We start from the raw sequence: 15,944 nt of genomic DNA, 5'->3' as shown, positions 1-15,944 counted from the left end.
CCATGACGACAGAAGCAGAACAACGCGTGGCGCGCATCCAGGCCTCCATCGACGAGGTGCTGAGCAAGGGCCAGCGGTTCCGCAAGGGTGACCGCCAGCTCGACCGCGCCGAACTGGCCAGCCTGCGCATGCTGCTGGCCCAGGCTCAGGAAGAAGTCGCCCGCGAGAGGGCAGCATTGGCCGGCAAGGGCCGCAATCGCATCAACTACGCCAGGATCTGACCATGGGCCTGTTCAAGAAGGACCCCGCTGAGCTGCTCATGCGGGAGGCACTGCGCTTGGCGAAGGCCACCGCATCGCCGGGCCAGGTCGTCGCCCAGGGCGGCGGTGGCGGTGTCGAGACCCGCTGGCGGGGTGCCTCCCGGGTGCTGCGCAGCATGGCCAGCTGGATTCCCGGCCTGGGCAGCCCGCGCCGTGATCTGCCGAGCAACGAGCGCCGGATGTTGATCGCCCGCTCGCACGACGCCATGCGTAACCACCTGCTGGCCAAGGGCGTGATGTCCCGGCTGCGTACCAACGTGGTGGGCACCGGCCTGGTCTGCCGGGCGCAGGTCGATCAGATGGCGCTTGGCATCAGCGAGGCCGAAGCCGAACGGCTCAATGCCCAGCTGGATTGGGTGTGGAATATCTACGCCGACAACCCGCTGGAGTGTGATGCCGAGGGGCAGCTCAACCACTACCAGCTCCAGGCTCTGGCGCTGGTCTCGTCCATGGTCAGCGGTGACCTGCTGGTGGCCACCCCGGATGTGGAACGTCCCGGCTGCCTGTTCAGCACCAGGTTGCAGCTGATCGAGGGCGACCGGGTAAGCAACCCCAACTTCGCCCCAGACCGCGAGGGGCTGGTGGATGGGGTGGAGTTCGACCGGCTCGGCGCTCCGGTGGCCTTCCATGTCTGCCGCGGTTACCCCGGAGACCTGACTGCCGGCAACGAAATGATCTGGGATCGGTTGCCGGTATTCGGCGCGGTCACGGGGCGGCGCCGGGTTCTGCATGTGATGGCCGACAAGACGCGGCCAGGGCAGAAGCGTGGCGCGCCCTACCTGGCGCCGATCCTTGAGCCGCTGCAAAAGCTGGAGCGCTACAGCAGCGCCGAGCTGATGGCGGCGGTGGTCTCGGCGATGTTCACGGTGTTCATCAAGAAGACCGGGGACTTCCAGACCGGCAACCTGCCGCTGTCCGCTCTGGTGAATGAGGGCGCAGGTGCCAGTACCGACGACGTCGGCTCCGGCGACATCGAGCTGGGCGAGGGCGCCATCGTCGACCTGGGGCAGGGCGAGGAACCGGTCATCGCCAACCCGGCGCGGCCGAATGCGCAGTTCGACCCGTTCTTCCTCTCTGTCGTCACCCAGATTGGTGCGGCGCTGGAGTTGCCGCGCGACGAGCTGTTGCTGCTCTACAACACCAGCTACAGCGCTGCCCGCGCGGCGATGTTGCAGGCCTGGCGCTTCTACAGCCTGCGTCGCTGGTGGCTGACCTGCGACTTCTGCCAGCCCGGTCGCGAACTGGTGATCGACGAGGCGGTGGCCCGGGGGCTGATCGACCTGCCGGGCTATGGTGACCCAGCCAAGCGCAGGGCCTACCTGCAGGCGCTCTGGATCGGCCCGGCTCGCGGCGCCATCGACGAGCTGAAGGAGGCCAATGCCGCCGGCAAACGCATCGAGATTGGCGTCAGCAACGAGCACCTGGAGACGGCGGCGATGACGGGCGAGCCCTGGCAGGTCGTGTTCCGCCAGCGCGCCCGTGAGGTCGAGCAACGGCGCCAGGCCGGTCTGTATACCCCGCCCAAGGGTGCCGAGTCGGCGCCCCCTGAGCCGAAACAACCCGACGAGGAATAACCATGCCCCGCGCATTCGAGCTGGCTGCGTCGCAGCCCTGGCTGATGCTGCCCCACGCCCTGGATAACCTGCTGGCCATTGCTGATCGCATGGGCGATCCGGCGGCGCTGGTGACCAAGCAAGGGCAGCGCTTGGAGTCGGCCCGTACCGTGTCCGTTCGCGATGGCGTGGCCATCGTGCCGGTGGTCGGGCCGATCTTCCGTTACGCCAACCTCTTCACCGAGATCAGCGGCGCCACCAGCACCCAGGTGCTGGCCACCGACATTCGCGCCGCCCTCGATGACCCGAACATCAAGGCCATCATCCTCAACATCGACAGCCCTGGCGGCATTGCCTCCGGCATCAACGAGTTGGCCGAGATGATCTACGAGGGCCGGGCGCGCAAGCGCATCGTGGCCTACGGCGGCGGCACGGTGGCCAGTGCGGCCTACTGGATCGCCTCGGCCGCCAACGAGATCGTGATTGATGCCACGGCGGTCGCCGGCAGCATTGGCACGGTCATCGAGGCCGTCGTGGAGGGCGAGGATGCCGGTGGACGCAAGCGCTACCAGATCGTCAGCCGCAATGCCCCGAACAAGCGTCCCGACCTCCGCACCGAGGAAGGCCGCGCCAAGGTCGCCGAAACAGTGGATGCCCTGTCCGATGTGTTCGAGGCCAAGGTGGCCCGAAACCTCGGCGTGGAAGTCGCCAAGCTCCCCGAGATGGGCGACATGGGCGGCCTGCGCGTCGGCGTCGCCGCCATCGAACACGGCCTGGCCCACCGCCTCGGCTCGCTCGAATCCCTGATCACTGAACTGGCCAAACCGGCCGCAACCACCCTGAGGAAACCCAGCATGACCACCGTCACTACCACGGCGGAGTTGCGTGCCGCCATTGCTGCCGGCACCGATCCCAACACCATCGAGATCGCGGCTCAGCCCAACCTGGACGAAATCCGCAGCGAGGCTCGCGCCGAAGGTGCGAAGACCGAGCGCGAGCGCCTGAAGGGCATCAACGCCCTGGCGTCCAAGGGCTTCGAGAAGGAAATCGAAGCAGCCATCGACAGTGGCGCCTCCGTCGAAGCCACCGCCCTGCAACTGATCAAGGCGGCCGGCGAGCGCGGCATCACCCTGGCCGGCATCAAGCTGGACAGCACCGGTGCCACCACTACCACCCCGCCGGCCGGTGACAAGGCCGAACAAGACCGCCAAGCCGCCACCAGCTACATCGTGGCCGGCGCTAACGCCCGCTGAGGAGAGCCGAGATGCCGAACCCCGAACGCAACACTTACGTGCCGGATCAGTTGATGGCCGGCCACTTCCCGGTCGTAAAACGCTCCGGCGTGATCGCTGCGGGCCAGCAGCTTGTCCGTGGCTCCGTGATGGGCGAGGTCACCGCCTCCGGCGAGTACAAGCTGTCGGCCAGCGCCGCGAGCGACGGCTCCGAGACTCCGTCCGTGATCCTCGACGAGGACATCGACACCACCGCTGGCGCGGCTCCGGCTCCGCTGCTCCTGACCGGCGAGGTGCTGGGTTCGGCCCTGACCCTCGGCACTGGTCACACCCTGGCAGCGGTTCGTAAGGCGCTGCGCCCCCTGTCCATCTTCGTGCGCTGATAGGAGCGACTCTCCATGGATCTGTTCGATACCCGCACCATGCTCGACGCCGTTGAGCAGATGAAGCCGGCGCGCCGCTTCCTGCTCAATACCTTCTTCAATGGCGCCAACCCGCGCACCTTCGCCACCACCAGCGTCGACATCGACATCGTGAAGGGCAAGCGCAAGATGGCCCCCTTTGTCCATCCGACCCTGCCGGGCAGCGTGTCGCTGCGCGAGGGATTCCGCGCCGACACCTACAAGCCGCCGTACATTCAGCCCAAGCGCGAGACCACCGCTGAGCTGATCCTGAAGCGCAGTGCTGGCGAAAACCCGTATGCCGCCAAGACGCCGGCCCAGCGTGCCGGCGAGCGCCTGGGACGTGACCTGGCGGATCTCGATGACGAGATCACCCGCCGCGAGGAGTGGATGTGCGCCCAGGCGCTGACCACCGGCAGCGTGCGTGTGCTGGGCGAGGGCGTCGACGACACCATCAACTTCCTGATGGAAGCCAGCCACAAGATCACCCTGAGCACCGGTAAGTGGGATGCCTCGGGTTCCGACCCCATCGGTAACCTGCGTCAGTGGAAGCGCGGCCTGATCGCCAAGGACTCCGGTCGCACTGCCAACGTTGGCGTGCTGAGTGGCGCTGCGGTGGATGCCTTCCAGGCCAACGAGCTGGTGATGAAGCAGCTCAACACCCGCCGCGTCGACCTGGGCATCATCAAGCCGGAAGAGCTGCCGGATGGTGTCACCTACCTCGGCTACCTCAACGACCCGGGCATCGACCTGTACAGCTACGACGAGTGGTACCTGGACGATAGCGGTGTCGAGCAGCCCATGATCCCGGACGGCGGGCTGATCCTCGGTTCCACCAATACCCAGAACGCCATGCTCTACGGTGCGATCCAAGACCTGGACGCCATCGAGAGCGGCCTGGTGGAGGCGCGCCGCTTCCCGAAATCCTGGGTGACTCCGGAGCCGAGTGCTCGCTGGCTGAAACTGCAGGCTGCCGCATTGGCTGGCTTCCTGGAACCCGACGCATTCGTCTATGCGAAGGTGGTGTGACATGGCCAAGAAAGGCGAGTTCATCGTCATCGACGGCTGCATTCAGGAGGGTCGCGAGACCTTCCTGCCTGGCTCGGTCTACGCCCCGCCCACCACCAAGCTGCTCGACGAACTGCTGAAAGCCGGCGTGATCGCCCCGGTGAAGGACCCTGCGGCGCAGGCGGCCATTCGCGCTGCGGAGGGCCGCAAGCCCCAGGCTCCTGCGGCCACGGACCTGCTCACCCCGCCCGCTGGTGGTGATGATGGCGCAGGCGGCGCCGGCGACGAGGGTGGTGATGGTGGCGACGAGGTCGGCGGTGACGCCGGCGCGACCGGAGACTGACCATGGTCTCCTTCGCCGACCAGGCCGAGGAGGTGGATTCCATCCTCCTCGACACCTTCAGCGATGGTTGCGGCGATTACCACGACGCCACCGGTCTCCATGTGGCGTCAAATATTCCGCTGATCATCGATCACAGCGTAGTGAGGGCAGGGCCGGAAGGAATGCTGATCACGGATGCCGTGGGCATTACGTGGAGTAAGACCGCGGTGCCCTGTGCAGATGTGCGAGGCGGAATTTTCTTCATCGGCGCGAAGCGCTACACGGTAGAAGAAATCGTGTCTGACGACGGATCGCTGGTAACTGCTGCCTGCATGGAGGACGAATGAGTCTATCCACCAACCCTCTCACCCGGGCTCGGAAGGCCATTGAGGCGCGGATCCAGACAGTCACCCTGGCCAACGGGAGCCGCACGGATATCGGCACCAACCTCTGCATCGGCTGGCTGAGCGAGATCCTCGGTACCAAGGGGCTACCTTCCGCCCTGAGCGTTATCCAGATGGCTTCTGGTTTGCCGCCGCAGAAAGGGCCGCATGCCCTGAAGGTGTTCAAGGGGTTCTATGTCATCGGCCTGGCCAGTGTCGGTCTCGACAACTACCAGGACATGCTCGATGACATGGAACTCGACCTTCTGGAGTCGCTGGTACCTCCCGATAGTCAGCCCTGCAAATGGTTGCCGCGCTCCAGTGGTTTCAGCGGCATCACCATTGGCGCCCCGGAGCACTTTCCCCCAGGCAGCGGCCAGAAGTACGCCGGCGTCCTGATCCCCGTTCACGTCCACACCATCATCCAGGACAAATCATGACCAAGCCCAACGAGAACTCGACCGCGAAAGCCGTCGAGCGGGTCGCCGTCGTTCTGGCGAAGCCCCATACCCATGCCGGCAAGGACTACCAGGCCGGCGACACCATCGAAGTGACTGCGAAGCAGAGGGCCTTCCTCGAGGAGGCCGGCGCGCTGCGCAAGCCTGCTGTTCGTGTCGATCAGCCCGCCGAGGAGAAATAAGCCATGGGCATCAAGAAAGAAACGGTCGTCATCGGCGGCCACCTGAAGGCACGCCTCGCCGGTACCAATGTGCCGTTCCAGAAGGTCGGCCTGGTCTCCACCATTCAGCACGCCACTGAAACCAACACCCTGACCCTGGCCGATACCACGACGCCGCAGGGTGGTGAGTACGACTCGCTGGATCGGGTGACTGGCGTGACCCTGAGCATCAACTTCCGCGAGATCTTCACCTGGGTTCTGGCTGCCCTGGTATGGGGTGACGCCACCAGCGTGGCTGCCACCACTGTAACGGGCGAGCTGCAGGTTGCCGCGGTGGATGGGACCATCGCCCTGGACAAGATGCCGCTGTCCATCTCCGGTGTCTCCAACGAGGCCGGCGATGTTGACTTCGACGAGTTCGACGACTGGGTGATGACCGGCTCCGGCATCGAGGTGGTGTCCGGCGGTGCCCTGGAGGCTGCGATCCTCGCGGCCGCCCCGGGTACGCCGTACAAGGTCAGTGTCGACTACAGCTCCGCCGCAGTGGACGTGATCGAGGCCCTGACCAACAGCGGCAAGGTGTTCGAGTTCCTCTTCGAGGGCGAGAACGCGGCCGGTACCCAGAAACGCGTCGAGGCTCGTTTCTGGCAGTGCCGCCTGAACCCGGCCACTCAGATGGACTGGCTCAACACCGAGGACTTCGGCGGCTTCGAGGCCACGGCCAAGGTGCTGCGCGACAACACCAAGGTTGGCGCCGGTACCTCGAAGTACTTCCGCATCAAGAAGGAACTGCCGGCCGCGTGACCGCCTGGGCCCGCGTGGGCTACATTCCCTCCCATTCAGTTGGGAGGGAATGCCATGTCAGAAAGGAAGGAAACGCCAGAAGAGAAGGAACGGAGAGTCAACAGAAAAATCTGGATGACCGTGACACCTGTTCTGTTTTTCATTGCTGCCGTCATTTATTTTGATAAGCCAGATAACGAATGTCGCGATTATCAGGCGTATGAGGCTGCAAAGTTAATAATTAAGAAGCACCTGAAATCACCTTCTTCTGCAAAGTTTGCAGTCGATGGGGTTGACCAAGTAAGCATTCAGCCCTTGGGTGGTTGTAGGTTTAGGGTGGCGAGTCATGTCGACTCGCAGAATTCTTTCGGTGCTATGTTGCGAACGAATTTCTATATAACAGTTCGGCGTGATGGAAATGGTAATGACTGGGTTGGGTCAGATATGAGCCTCTTCTAGTTTTTTATTTTTCAATAGACCCGCTTCGGCGGGTTTTTTATTTTCTGGAGAAAAGTATGAGCGATATGGCGGCAAAGGGTGTTGTCACCATTGGGGAGGGTGACTCCAAGCGCGACATCGTTGTGTCCGAGCTGACGCCCGCGCAGATGCGGCAAGTGATCCTCGCGAACCCCTGGCCCGGTGAGGACGGCGACCCTGAGGCCTTCGCCGGCTACCAGATCGACAGCCATCTTTTCCCCGATTGCCGCCTGACGGATCTGGCGATTTTTACTGGCTTGAAAGTCTCGGACTTCGATGAGATTCCACCCAGCCAACTTCGCAAGATTCTCGCCAAGGCGAAGGAGCTTAATCCGGATTTTTTCGGCGCGATGGCCAGGATGGCCGAAGCGCGTCCGAAGTCCTGAGAGAACTTGAAAAGTGTCTGGCCCTGCTTGGCCGAATAGGACACCCCAATGCAATCAACTATCCGTGGCGGCTCTTTCTGAGATGCCTTAAGGAGTGACCGTGGCCGAGTACGAAATCAAACTGACTGCCGACACTTCCGGGGCAACCAGCGCCACCAAGGAATTCCGCAAGGAGTACGTCGAACTGGTCAAGGCCATTGAGCGCCCGCTCCGCCAGATCGACGCCTTCCGGAAAACCCAGGAATCCGCCAAGGCTGCAAGCACCACCTACTTCGAAGCGAAGAAGCGGGTTGATGATCTCAAGCGCGCCATTGAGCAAGCTGGTCAGCCGGTCAAGGGGTTGAGTCGGGAGTATGCCAAGGCCCAGCAGGCGCTGGCGGCAGCCACTCGGCAGTTCGAGCGCCAGAAAGCCCAGGTCCGCGATCAGCGCGCCGAACTGAAGGCAGCCGGCGTCGACACTCGCAATCTCGCCACCGAGCAGGAGCGCCTGCAGAAGTCCCTCTCTTCGGCGGTGAGTCGCGGCCAGGCGGACGCCGGTATCAGCCAGTTGGTCGATCGCTTCGGGATCACCCGGCTGCGCGAGCTGCGTGCCCAACTGGTGGCACTGCAGTCGGACTACAAGCGCGTGCAGCAGGCGGGCGTTCTGTCTGCCACTGAGCGAGCTTCGGCCGAGGTTCACTACCAAGCCCAGTTGGCCAGGACCAGGAAGGCAATTGCCAACCTGGAAGACGGAGAGCTTGAGGGTGGCGCGGCCGGCTGGGGCGGACTTCAGAGCCGCATGGCCGGACTGCTGGCTGCATCCTATACAGCGAAGGAATTGGCCACGCGCTTCTTCAGTACCGCGGATGCTGTTGGTGAGATCGAGGACCGGATGCGCAATGCGCTGCCAGTCCAAGAGGATTACGAGCGCGCCCAGGCTCGCCTGGAAGAGATCTCGGAGCGGGTTCGCGTCCCCATTGCGGCTGTCACCGAGTCGTTTCTCGGATCTGTCAGCCCGTTGCGCGAGATGGGTTTCTCCGCCAAGTCTGCGGCGGATATGACGGCCGCCCTGGCGGCTGGTCTGGTGGCGGATCGGGTTACCGGAGAGCGGGCAGTCGCTGTTCTGGATCAGCTCAACAAGGGTTTGCAGACTGGAGTCATCCGAGGTAACGCCTTCGGGGCGGTGTTGGAGAACTCTCAGTCTCTGATCAATGCGTTAACACGGGGACTGGGGGTCTCCAGGGCGGAACTGATCAGCATGGCTGAAGCCGGCGAAATCACCACTGAGAAGTTCGTAACGGCCCTGTCCAGCCAGTCAGACGAGTTGCTGAGGCTGGCCGATAACATGCGAGTCACTGTCGGTGATGCGCAGAACACCTTCTACGACAAGATGGGCAAGCTGGTCGGCGCGATCGACTCGCTAACTGGTGCATCGGCTTATGCGGTCGAGCATATCGACCGCCTCTCCGTTGCCCTGGATCACCTTGCGGAGGGGAGGGCGGCAGACGCTCTATCGAAGGTCGGCGAGGATTGGCAGCTGTTCAATCCAGTCACTGGGTGGATGGTGACTTGGGGCAAGGCAGTCGACCTTTGGCGGTGGCTGAGCGACGAAACCGAGAAGTCCCTGGATGAGCAGACGCAAGCCCAGGACAAGGCAACGAATGATGCTCATTCCATTGGCGAGAAGCGCCTGTCGGAGATGCGCGCCTATGCCACCAACTTCAACGACATCCAGAAGAGCCTGGCCAAGGACTTCAAGCAGGCCCTGGCGGACCAGGTCGCCGCTCAGACCAAGGCCAACAGTGAACTGTCGAAGGCTCGCGACGAGCAGCTCAAGACCGCGAAACGCTACAAGGATGCGCTGGAGAAACTGCGTATCGGCGCGCTCGGGCCGGCCAGCTTCGGCAATGCCCAGGCGCTGCAGACCGCCGCCCGGTCGGCATTGAAGCAGGGCGACTTCGAGCGCGCGAAGAAGAACGCCCAGGCCGCCCTGGACATGCTGATCAAGATCGGCGAGGAGGGCGGGAACACCTACGGCTTCGCCGGCATCATCAAGGGCCTGCAGGCGATCGAGCAGGAGGCCGACCAGAAGGTCGTCGACCAGAAGCAGAAAGCCCGGGACGAGGCGCGCGCCAAGACCCGTGAGTGGAAGGAGGAGTTCGAGGAGCTCAAGGACTTCAAGATCACGCCCACCATCGACGACAAGGCCCTGGCAGATGCCACGGCGAAGATGCAGAAGTGGGCGAAGATGATCGGCAAGGACATCAAGATCGATCCTCGCACCCTCACGCCTGCGGCCTGGCACGCGCCGCTGCTGGCGCCCGAGAGCACCACTGGCGCCAAGGTTCGTCCGCAGACCCAGGTCCAGGTACCGATGGCGCTGAAACCGGCTAAGGTCGCCCAGGATCCCAGCGCACTGCCAACGGTTGAGGCGAATATCAAGCCCAACGAGATCCTGAAGGAAGGCCCAGCCAGCTTCACGAACCTGCCGGCTGTGGACGCCGACATCAAGCCGAAGGGCATTCGCCAGGATGGGAAGAACAGCTTTACCAACCTGCCGCCCGTGGAGGCTGACATTGCTCCGAAGGGTATTCGTCAGGAGGGGGAGAACAGCTGGACCAATCTCCCGCCGGTGGACGTGACCATCCGGCCGAAGGCCATCCAGCAGGACAGCGATACCTCCACCAGTCTGCCGCCCGTCGATGTGACGATGAAGGTCGACGAGAAGGCCGCGGCGATTGCTGCCGAGACGATCAAGGCGATGTCTGCCCAGTTCCGTCAGCAGATGACCATTCCGGTCCCGGTGGTCCCTGTTGGCGTTGCCGCCTCGGATGCAGCTGCCCCTGGCTTCTCCGGCGGCGGCTGGACAGGGCCTGGCAGCAAGTACATGCCAGCCGGGGTGGTACATGCCGACGAGCACGTCCAGCCAAAGGAAGTGGTGAACGAGCCGGGGGCCCTGCAGTTCCTGGAGCGGATCCGCCACTTCGGCTTTCGCAACACGATGCTTGAACTGTCCTCCATGATCAGGAACAAAGCCCCGGGCTATGCCAATGGTGGGCTGGTTCGAGGGGGCTCGCTTCCTTCGATCCCCACGCCGTCGCCAGCGGTGGTAGCGGCTGCTGAGCCGTTCGCCGGCTGGGACGACCTGGGCATGGTGACCATCAGCGATGGCGGTAGTGAGTTCCCCGCACTGATGCAGCGCTCCACCTTCGAGGATCTGACGCATCTGCGCGCTCGCCAGGCAGGCCGAAACAGTAGGAGAAAACCCTGATGGACGTAATGCTCGGCGGGATTCCCATACGTTTGCACAGCGGCCCGCCCCAGCAGGAGTACGACGTGCTGGAGTCGGGCTCCACGGTCTTGCGTCGTTCCGGCGGCGCAGCCGTGAAGATGACGCACTACACGAAGGCGGTGATCGCCATCAGCGGCACCGGCTGGATGGGGGCGGGGTTCGAGGGGCTGGATTTCAGCGAGCCCCTTGAGCTGCGTTGCACCCAGCAGGACGCCCTCACGACCTCGTCGCTGACGGGAACCCTCCCGGGCACCCCGCGACCGGACAAGGCACCTTGGGCCCTGGCCTACGTCGACGGTGATTGGGTGGCGACCCCTGTAGCCATGGACGGCCTCGACTTCACCATCACCGCAGTGCCTGGGGCGCTGCAGTACCAGGTCTGTTGGATGCCGGTATTCACGGTGTTCTGCAGGCCGCCGCGCCGGGCCATGGATCCGTCCAACAACACTCACACCTGGTCGTTTACCGCCGAGGAAGTCTGATGGAGCTCAATGGTTCCGAGCTGAACGCCGTCGAGTTGAACGGTGCGGCGGCTGGTGGGGACGAGTCCGTCACCATCGTGCCGGTGGTCTCGGTGATCTGGGCGCCGCGCCTGATGCTCAATGGCGTCAACATGAGCCATCTGCTGACGGGCGGTGTGCGCATCGTTGCCCAGGAAGGTGTGCGCCGGCTGGCGGACTTTACGCTGCTGCTCGATGCCGGCGCGGTGAACCCGTCCAGCTACACCGGCCAGGACGTGGAGATCTACTACCGCGACCGTTTCCTGGGTAGCTGGCGCGAGACCCTTAAATTCAAAGGCAAGATCGTCAAGCCGGGCTTCAGCCTGCAGTCGCGTCTGCTCTCCTGCGAGTGCAGCGACCAGCTGCAGGAGAAGGTAGAGGCGATGGAGGTCGCGGCGATCAACGCCCTGACGGGCGGTATGTGGTCCGAGGATGTGTTCGAACCCATCGACGGCCGCTCCCGCTGGGATTATGCCGCCGAGCGCATGAGCACCCAGCCGGCCAGTCTGCAACTCAGTGTCGAGGGCGAACTGCAGAAGACGCTTTGGGCGTCCGGGTCGGCTGCTTTCATCATCCCGCCGGGGGCGGTGCTGGATGGAAGCCTGGAGTACCTGCCGGTGGAACTCAGCGACCGCACCAACGTGGTCGAGATTGAGGCGGACTACCGCTTCATTCGGCTGCGCGAACGGCACCAGGCTTTCTCCTGGCGGCATCCGGACATCGCCGGGGAGTCGATCGACAACAGCTTCTGCATTTGGCACACCGATACCGGCGACCTGCCGAACAAGGAGACCATTCGCGAAGCCACCCAGAACGGAGGATTCGAATCCATCCTCGACGGCGCCTTCTGGCTCACCCTGCCGCCGAATGGCATTTATTGCACGCCGCCCGTGAGTTGGCAGAACGAGTATGAAGACCTGCTGCTGGGCGCTGACTGGACTGGCGCGACGCGCTGGGCTCAGCGAGTGACGGAGCAATACAAGCTGCGCGTGGAAGCTCCGTCCAGCGTGGCCCAGGCCGGCGAGGTGACGGAGCGGGATCGGTTGGCGATCGAGACTGAGAGCGATCGGGAGGCTGAGTTCCTGGATGCGGACTTCACTACCCCGGAGCCGGATGCCACTCAGGATGCCCTGGAGGATTGGGTGGTGGATCTCCGCGAAGAGGGCCGGCGCGCTGCTGCCATCACCTGCAGACTGAATATGGCGGCGACGGCGATTCTCGCTGCTCACCGCGGTGACAGGGTGCCGTTCCAGTTGCCTACCTCGGATGCGCTGGGGTTCCAGCTTGACCAGACATTGCACGTACAGGACGTGGTCCTCGGCTATCCGGTGCAGTGCCGGGCGAAGGTGTTCAGCATCACCGACGAGTGGGACCTCGACAGTGGCGCGGCCATTACCACCGTTGTGCTGGCGGTCAGCCAGGGCGGAGGTACCGAGGTAGATCCACTGTTGCCGCCCGCTATTCCGCCCAGCACGCCACCGGGCTCTCCGCCGTCGCTGATTATCTTGCCCAGCCAGTTCAGTGGGCACCTCGACAGCCCACCTTACGACGAGGAGCTGCTGGGCTTCAGCGGCAACTATGCGAACTACAACTCCAGCCAGGATCCCTTCGAGGTTCGGTTCAACCTGATGTCCCCGGAGATTCCGGCGGAGCACCGCGACGAGTACGCGGTGACCCAGGCGGCCGCCTACCGGGTAGCCATCCCTGAGGACCTGGTGGAGTTCTGATCCAACCTGACCAGGAGCTGACCCTATGGCACTCGGAGACGCCCGGCGCGCGAGCGGCCGGGCCATGGAAGAGTCGCGCCGCGCGATCGGCAAGAACAACGAGGCCGCCCGGCGCGCCATCGGCACGGCCATGGAGGCCGCCCGGCGCGGCGAAACCCTGCAGCGAGACCTGAATTCGCTGGAGACCACCCAGCGCAAGCGCCAGGCCCTGGCCCGGGTCGAGCAGCGCGGCGCCCGCCCGGCAACGCTGGGCCGGGGCACCGTGAGCCTGGTACCGGTTTCCAGTGGAGGCGGCGGCATCGCCAGCCCGCTGACGGAAACCTCCTACTACGACCGGACGCACTGGGCGGAGCGGACGCTGCTCAGCTCCGACGGACTGCTGTCCTTCCGGGTGCAGCCGATCAAGGAAATCACCCAGCGTGATGCGAACGACGCTGAGGTGAAACAGGTGTTTGCAGACCCGTCGGTGACGCCATGATCGAAAGCCACTTTCACCCCCTGGATGAGATCGAGACGTTCGGTTTCACCTGGCACGGCCTGGCAGAGGGCGGATCGTACAATCCGAAGATCACCATCAATGGTGTGAAGCGCACATTGCCTTTCAGTGCACCGTCGACACCCCTCGGCGGGGATATCGACTCGCTGGGCGATACCCACCTGCTGCAGGCCCCCGGCATCGGTGCGGTACCACTGACTGAGGAGCAGCTGGCGGCGGAGCTGGCCGAGGGTCGGGCCTGGCAGAACTATGCGCTGATCTCTGGCGGTAGCTTGCATCTGTTCGGTCAGGCCTTGGGTGGGTGGGTTTGTATCGACCCGGCCGGCAAGCGCTGGCTGGTGCGGACGTATGGCGCTACCAGCTTTACCGGTGGCGAGGTGACCCCCGGCGAGGCCGCCACCTTCAACTTTCGAGTGCTTCCGTTCGGCTACCTTGATGAGGCGCCATCGGCGCCGGTGGAGTTCTCCGGCACTCTGGAGGATATCGGCCAGGCTGCGATACCGACATATGAGCCGCCCGTCAATTCGCTGTTTCAGTTGGGGATCAATTCCATTTCCAGCGACGGTCGGCGGGTCATCGTCTACATCCGCAACCGTTGGAACTTCACGGGTACCCGATCGGCGTTTCCCATTGGCTACCTGCTCCTGACCCTGGAGGGCAATGGGCCGACGTTCACGCCGGTGCTGGAGGTTCTCTACACCCGTGCGGACTGTTTCCCGAAATGGGAGGAGGAGGGGCCGCGCAGCGAGCTGAAGGGATGGGTGTTTGAGGCGGAATCCGACGTCATCGAGCTGCCCCCGGGAAGCGGGAACATGGTCACCCGAACCTGGTACACCGGCCTGAACTACGTCGGCGCCGGCGAAGGCCGCGAGGATGTGTCGATCGGCAGCCCTGACGTGGTTGAGCGTTGGGCGGGGCGGATCATCACGGTGGTGTTCGATGAGCTCGACGAGATTCGCACCTTCACGCTGTCGGCCGAGAGCTCCTGCACCGGGAGCTTCCCCGAATTCACCTTCACGTCCAGTGGGTACCTCTACAGCGACAGCACGCCGAGCACGCTGGTCTGGGAGATGAGCAGGCCGACCAACTCCTACACGACGGTGGACTGGGTGATTCGCCTGGATGGCGTAGAGGTGGAGCGCGTGACATGGAGCGCGGCCCAGTCCGGCACTGAGCGGCGTGGCAGCGACGTTGCCGCCGAGGATCACTGGACACTGACCACGACGGCGAGGCTGGAGATCCGTGGTGCTCAAACACTGGAGCACACGGTGGACTATCCGGGCGGGAGCCAGTTCGGTCCGCGGGCGTTCTCGGGGCCTCTGTTAACGAGCGCGTCGCGGCCTAACTCGCACCTCTACAACGGTCGATGGATCTGGAGGCTGGACAGCCTGACTGGCTGGGAGGACGCAGTGTTCTCGGTCCAGCGTCACTGCAATCAGGTGGTGGCCGTTGGTGTCAGCCTCAGGAATGAGTCGACCCAGGTATTCGAGGCCTACACGACACGTGTTCTGGCGACCGGTGCTTCCTGGGATGGAGAGGGGCAGAACGAGATCTACACCCGTGTCTCGACCTACGAACCGAAGAAGAAAATCATCGTCACCGACGCCTCCGGGGCGTTCGATGGCCCCTGCTGGATTTGAGGAGACCCCATGACCCAGCGATTCATCGATAACTGGAACGCCGCCACGGTAGCGCCGCTGTCGGCCTCGGGGGGCGGCGTGATCGAGGACCTGGCCTCGCCGGAGCGCCTGGCCGAGATCACGGACCTGCTCAGCCGGGACGAGCTCTACATGGAGCTGACGCTGGCCGCCGTGGGGGGTGGCGTGGAAACGGCCTGGGAGATCGTGCGTGTGTTCGGCGACGGCACCGTGCAGCGCGGCGTGAATAGCCAGCCGCTCGACTGGCCGGCGGGTACGCGCATCGCGGCCCGTTTCACGGCCGCCGCTGCCACGGCTGCTGCCACCTCCCCGCGCGGGGTTGTGCGCGTTGAGGAGAACCTGCTGGTGGTGGATGAGCAGGGCATCACCTGGCGCTGGGAGCCGGATTCGGATACCTGCACGCTACAGATGCAGGCCTTCTCGTTCCTGGATCGCCCGCAGCGCGCCTACGACACCGACATCGAGCTGGACTGCAGCTGGGCGCCTCAGGTGCTGAACATCGACGTGGCGGGCGCATGGGCCTTCCTGCTCCCGGATGGCGCCACTGCGGAGCGTCCTGAGCAGTCGCCCTACATTGTGACCCTGCCCGGTGAAACGACCTACCGGCTGCGCCTGCGCGGCTCCCCGTGGGCGGCGACCATCGAAATCGTCGATATCGGCCAGTACTACTACCCCTGATCACCCCCTGACCAATTGCCACTGGAGAAGCCAGCCATGCAGCCGGCCTGTGTACCCCTGCGTCTGATTCAGGGCGCGACCTTCCGCGACACCCTGCGACTCAGCCAGCCGACCCTGGTCTACAAGGCCATCCAGTCCATCCCGGCGGAAGCGCCGGTCCGGCTGGTGGTACCCGATCACGGTCTGGCTG

The 15,944-nt window shown here is 64.1% G+C and carries 18 protein-coding genes; all 18 read left to right on the top strand.

Going from position 1 to position 15,944, the window contains the following annotated elements:
• Positions 1 to 2: 2 nt before the first annotated feature.
• The 18 genes from ACFW0B_RS20835 to ACFW0B_RS20750 all read left to right on the top strand — a co-directional run bounded on the left by ACFW0B_RS20835 (position 3) and on the right by ACFW0B_RS20750 (position 15,754).
• Complete coding sequence (locus tag ACFW0B_RS20835) at positions 3 to 221, top strand: hypothetical protein (RefSeq protein ID WP_449150888.1); 219 nt, start codon at positions 3 to 5, stop codon at positions 219 to 221.
• 2 nt (positions 222 to 223) lie between these two features.
• Positions 224 to 1,834, top strand: a complete 1,611-nt coding sequence (locus ACFW0B_RS20830) for a phage portal protein (RefSeq protein ID WP_449150887.1) — start codon at positions 224 to 226, stop codon at positions 1,832 to 1,834.
• A 2-nt stretch (positions 1,835 to 1,836) separates the two neighbouring features.
• Complete coding sequence (locus tag ACFW0B_RS20825) at positions 1,837 to 3,066, top strand: S49 family peptidase (protein ID WP_449150886.1); 1,230 nt, start codon at positions 1,837 to 1,839, stop codon at positions 3,064 to 3,066.
• Between the two features lie 11 nt (positions 3,067 to 3,077).
• Positions 3,078 to 3,428, top strand: coding sequence for a head decoration protein (locus tag ACFW0B_RS20820; protein WP_449150885.1), 351 nt, complete (start codon positions 3,078 to 3,080; stop codon positions 3,426 to 3,428).
• A gap of 15 nt (positions 3,429 to 3,443) precedes the next feature.
• Positions 3,444 to 4,475: a major capsid protein gene (locus ACFW0B_RS20815; RefSeq protein WP_449150884.1), complete on the top strand. Its 1,032-nt coding sequence runs from the start codon at positions 3,444 to 3,446 to the stop codon at positions 4,473 to 4,475.
• Between the two features lies 1 nt (position 4,476).
• Positions 4,477 to 4,797: a hypothetical protein gene (locus ACFW0B_RS20810; RefSeq protein WP_449150883.1), complete on the top strand. Its 321-nt coding sequence runs from the start codon at positions 4,477 to 4,479 to the stop codon at positions 4,795 to 4,797.
• Between the two features lie 2 nt (positions 4,798 to 4,799).
• Entirely contained in the window at positions 4,800 to 5,123 is a 324-nt protein-coding gene (locus ACFW0B_RS20805; protein ID WP_449150882.1) for a hypothetical protein, read from the top strand.
• On the top strand, positions 5,120 to 5,599 hold the full coding sequence (locus tag ACFW0B_RS20800) for a hypothetical protein (RefSeq protein ID WP_449150881.1): 480 nt from the start codon (positions 5,120 to 5,122) through the stop codon (positions 5,597 to 5,599). Before ACFW0B_RS20805 ends, ACFW0B_RS20800 begins: the two co-directional genes overlap by 4 nt.
• Complete coding sequence (locus tag ACFW0B_RS20795) at positions 5,596 to 5,799, top strand: DUF7210 family protein (RefSeq protein ID WP_449150880.1); 204 nt, start codon at positions 5,596 to 5,598, stop codon at positions 5,797 to 5,799. The genes ACFW0B_RS20800 and ACFW0B_RS20795 overlap by 4 nt, the downstream gene beginning before the upstream one ends.
• Positions 5,800 to 5,802: 3 nt before the next feature.
• Positions 5,803 to 6,582, top strand: coding sequence for a phage tail tube protein (locus ACFW0B_RS20790; protein ID WP_449150879.1), 780 nt, complete (start codon positions 5,803 to 5,805; stop codon positions 6,580 to 6,582).
• Positions 6,583 to 6,636: 54 nt separating this feature from the next.
• Positions 6,637 to 7,020 carry a hypothetical protein gene (locus ACFW0B_RS20785; RefSeq protein ID WP_449150878.1) on the top strand — a complete coding sequence of 128 codons (384 nt, stop codon included), beginning with the start codon at positions 6,637 to 6,639 and terminating at the stop codon, positions 7,018 to 7,020.
• Between the two features lie 56 nt (positions 7,021 to 7,076).
• Entirely contained in the window at positions 7,077 to 7,424 is a 348-nt protein-coding gene (locus ACFW0B_RS20780) for a hypothetical protein (protein ID WP_449150877.1), read from the top strand.
• A 100-nt stretch (positions 7,425 to 7,524) separates the two neighbouring features.
• Positions 7,525 to 10,674 carry a tape measure protein gene (locus ACFW0B_RS20775; RefSeq protein ID WP_449150876.1) on the top strand — a complete coding sequence of 1,050 codons (3,150 nt, stop codon included), beginning with the start codon at positions 7,525 to 7,527 and terminating at the stop codon, positions 10,672 to 10,674.
• Positions 10,674 to 11,177 (top strand): hypothetical protein, encoded by a 504-nt coding sequence (locus ACFW0B_RS20770; RefSeq protein ID WP_449150875.1) that lies wholly within the window; start codon positions 10,674 to 10,676, stop codon positions 11,175 to 11,177. The genes ACFW0B_RS20775 and ACFW0B_RS20770 overlap by 1 nt, the downstream gene beginning before the upstream one ends.
• Positions 11,177 to 12,922: a hypothetical protein gene (locus tag ACFW0B_RS20765; protein WP_449150874.1), complete on the top strand. Its 1,746-nt coding sequence runs from the start codon at positions 11,177 to 11,179 to the stop codon at positions 12,920 to 12,922. Before ACFW0B_RS20770 ends, ACFW0B_RS20765 begins: the two co-directional genes overlap by 1 nt.
• Positions 12,923 to 12,947: 25 nt before the next feature.
• Positions 12,948 to 13,400, top strand: coding sequence for a hypothetical protein (locus ACFW0B_RS20760; protein ID WP_449150873.1), 453 nt, complete (start codon positions 12,948 to 12,950; stop codon positions 13,398 to 13,400).
• Positions 13,397 to 15,058 (top strand): hypothetical protein, encoded by a 1,662-nt coding sequence (locus ACFW0B_RS20755; protein WP_449150872.1) that lies wholly within the window; start codon positions 13,397 to 13,399, stop codon positions 15,056 to 15,058. The genes ACFW0B_RS20760 and ACFW0B_RS20755 overlap by 4 nt, the downstream gene beginning before the upstream one ends.
• A gap of 9 nt (positions 15,059 to 15,067) precedes the next feature.
• Positions 15,068 to 15,754 (top strand): hypothetical protein, encoded by a 687-nt coding sequence (locus ACFW0B_RS20750; protein WP_449150871.1) that lies wholly within the window; start codon positions 15,068 to 15,070, stop codon positions 15,752 to 15,754.
• Positions 15,755 to 15,944: the final 190 nt, after the last annotated feature.

The organism is Metapseudomonas phytobenefica (assembly GCF_043392685.1).
GTDB lineage: Bacteria > Pseudomonadota > Gammaproteobacteria > Pseudomonadales > Pseudomonadaceae > Metapseudomonas.
The sequence above is the reverse complement of the archived record's forward strand: the minus strand, read 5'-3'. Positions and strand labels throughout refer to the sequence as shown.